The sequence below is a fragment of the Pseudonocardia sp. genome, from assembly GCF_025965585.1.
GTDB lineage: Bacteria > Actinomycetota > Actinomycetes > Mycobacteriales > Pseudonocardiaceae > Pseudonocardia.
The window spans coordinates 1-3,143 of sequence record NZ_JAOPWR010000495.1 but is presented as its reverse complement, the minus strand read 5'-3'; the positions used below and the strand labels follow the sequence as shown (position 1 = coordinate 3,143).

The window sequence follows — 3,143 nt, the reverse complement described above, 5'->3', positions numbered from 1 at the left end:
GGGGCCTGTCAGTCGCCTCTGCTGAGCAGGGCAGTGATGTCTTCGGGTGTGCATGGACGGGCGAGGAACCATCCCTGGCCGGCGTCGCAACCCATCGAGCGAAGTCGCTCGAGCTGCGCGTGGGTCTCGATTCCTTCCGCGGTGACGGTGAGCTCCAGCGCATGCGCGAGGGTGATCAGCGTGGACACGATCAATTCATCGTGGGGATCCGCACCGTCGGAGCCGGTCAAGCCCTCGACGAAGGATCGGTCGAGTTTGAGCACGTGCACCGGCAGCTGCCGCAGATAGGACAGGTTGGAGTAGCCCGTGCCGAAGTCATCGATGGCGATACGCACGCCCATCTTGTCAAGCGTAGAGAGCGTCCGCAGGGCGCCGACCTCGTCGCGCATCACGGCTATTTCGGTGAGCTCGAACTGGAGCTGGTCCGTCTCCAGTCCGGTCTGGTCGAGTATGGCGGAGACGTCACTGAGGAGCATGTCCTCCTGCAGCTGGCGAGGGGCGAGGTTGACACTGACGAAGGGGGCCACGTCGCCGAACTGGTCGCGCCACCGCCGCGCCTGCCAACACGCGGTGGACAGCACCCAGCGACCAAGCGGGACGATCGCCCCCGTCTCCTCGGCCAGGCCGATGAACTGGTCCGGAGGGAGGTCGCCGTAGGTGGGGTGACGCCAGCGGACCAGAGCCTCGACACCGAGCATCCTTCCGTCGCTCAGGGCGACCAGCGGTTGATAGTCGACGAAGAACTCACCGCGTTCGATCGCCGCCTGCATGGCCGAGGCCAGCGTGAACCGAGCGATCTCCTTCTCCGTACGCACGCGCTCGAACAACGCGTACCGGTTCCGTCCGGCCCCCTTCGCCCAGTAGAGGGTGATGTCCGCGGCCGACATCAGGTCGGCGGGAGAGGTGGCCGCCACGGGTTGCTCGACGATGCCGATGCTCGCCGTGACGATCACCTCGTGATCTCCCAGCCGGATCGGCGCCTCGAGCGCCGAGAGGATGTCCTCGGCGACCGCAACGGCCTCGTCCTCCGTGGTGGGATCCTGCAGCAGGACGACGAACTCGTCACCGCCCATCCGCCCGACCAGGTGCCCGGGCCGACAGCAGCCGGCCAGTCGTGCGGCGACGGCCACCAGGAGCTGATCGCCGACGTCGTGGCCGAGGCTGTCGTTGACCGCCTTGAACCCGTCGAGATCCACGAAGCACAACGCGATGCGACGGTCCTCGGCCGGGTTGGCGAACACCTCGGCTAGCCGTTCGGACAACACGGCCCGGTTGGGCAGTCCGGTGAGCGGGTCATGGTAGGCCAGGTGCTCCAGGTCGCACTGCAGCCGGTGCCGCTCGGTGATGTCCTGCAGCATGGCGACCTGATACGCCGGTTCTCCGCTCTCGCCTCGCACCAACGACACCGCGAGATGGGTCCAGATCACTTCGCCGTCCGCGCGGTAGAAGCGCTTCTCGACGCGGAAGTGATCATCCTGCCCGGCGATCAGCCGTTTGTAGGCATCCCAGATGCTCGTGGCGTCCAGCGGGTGGACCATGTCGATCACGTTGCGCCGGTGGAACTCCTCGGCGGTGTACCCGAACATCCGCCGCAACGACGCGTTGACCTCCAGGATGTTGCCCTCGAGGTCGCCGATCCCGATTCCGATGGCCGCCTCGGTGAACATCGCCCGGAACCTTGCCTCGCTGGCCGCCAGTTTCTGCTCGGACTCCCGGCTCGCCACTACCATCGCTCGCCGGATCTCGTCCTGCTCCTCCAGCGTGCGGTCCCGCAAGGCCGTGGCGTAGCCGCCGGCAAGGGCCCCGATCGCGCGGGCCAGCCGCTGAGCCAGATCGGGCGGACGAGGGTCCGCCACCAGCGCGGGCAGGCCCTCTCCGAGAACGGCCAGTGAGCGGCTCAGCGTCTCTGGCGCGGTGAAGTGCACCGCGACCAGGTCAGCGCCGAGTGCATGTGCGGTCGCGGGGTCCGCCTCGGCGGACTGCATCAGGTCGACAAGGCGGTTGGTCAGTCCGAGCAGGTACTCGGCGAGTTCCCGGAATCCCCAGCCGACGAAACTGGTGCCGGCTACGGTAACCGCCCATGACGTGGCGAATGACCGCCGGGCATCGGCGATACTGGCTCCGTCACGACTTTCGCCGATCACCGTTCGCCTCGTCGGCCGACCGCGGCGAACCCGGTCGTCCATTCCGGGTGCTCGTACACGGGCCCCGGCTCCGGCCGCCACAGAGGGAGGAAGACGACACCCGGTTCCACCATTTCGAATCCGTCGAGGAGCCCGCCGACCTCGTCCCGTGAGCGCATTGTCATCGGTGTGCCGGTCCGCTCATATAGCCCCGTGTGCGGCCCTGCTTGATCGGGCTGGCCCTCGTAGGAGGCATGCGAAACGGCCAGGTAGCTGCCGGGCGCGAGCGCGTCCCGGTACTGCGCGATAACAGCCGCCGGATCAGACTCGTCCGGCACGAAGTGCAGCAGCGCGATCATCAGTACGCCGACCGGCTGGGACAGGTCAAGCAGCCGCACCGTACGGGGGTCCTGAAGCACCGCTCCGACGTCCCGCACATCCGCGTGGACCACCTCGGTTCGTTCGTCGTCGGCCAGGATCGCCCGGCTGTGTGCCACCGCAACCGGGTCGATATCGACGTAGACCACGCGCGCGTCCGGGGTGGCCTCCTGCGCGACCTCGTGCACATTGCCGACCGTCGGGATCCCCGAGCCGATGTCGAGGAACTGGGTGACTCCTTGCTCGACCACGTACCGCACCACCCGACGCAAGAACGCCCGATTTGCCTGCATGATCTGCGGCAACGCCGGCCACATCTTTATGGCTCGACGAGCCATCTCCCGATCGACCCGGAAGTTGTGCGAACCACCAAGGTAATAGTCGTACACACGAGCAGCACTGGGCCGCTCGACGTCCACCCCGTCCGCAGCCCCACTCGATGACTCCACCTGAACCACCTCCTAGCCCGGATGGCGCAACCAGCGCGATCCCCGGACGAACCCCGGACGAGCGTACGGGCGATCTACCTCGTCGGTAAGTCCTACAGCCGATCACCAACGCGACCGCACCCGAGACTGTTACCAATCCGAAAACGAGTCGGGGACCGAGTCGTCCTGGGTCTGATGGAGGCCCGCCCTATGG

The 3,143-nt window shown here is 67.0% G+C and carries 2 protein-coding genes; both read right to left on the bottom strand.

The annotated features are described in order from the left end of the window. Positions 1–8: 8 nt before the first annotated feature. Positions 9–2,144, bottom strand: coding sequence for an EAL domain-containing protein (locus JWR81_RS30320; RefSeq protein ID WP_297660721.1), 2,136 nt, complete (start codon positions 2,142–2,144; stop codon positions 9–11). Beyond that, positions 2,141–2,920 carry an SAM-dependent methyltransferase gene (locus tag JWR81_RS30315; protein WP_367278887.1) on the bottom strand — a complete coding sequence of 260 codons (780 nt, stop codon included), beginning with the start codon at positions 2,918–2,920 and terminating at the stop codon, positions 2,141–2,143. The genes JWR81_RS30320 and JWR81_RS30315 overlap by 4 nt, the downstream gene beginning before the upstream one ends. Positions 2,921–3,143: the final 223 nt, after the last annotated feature.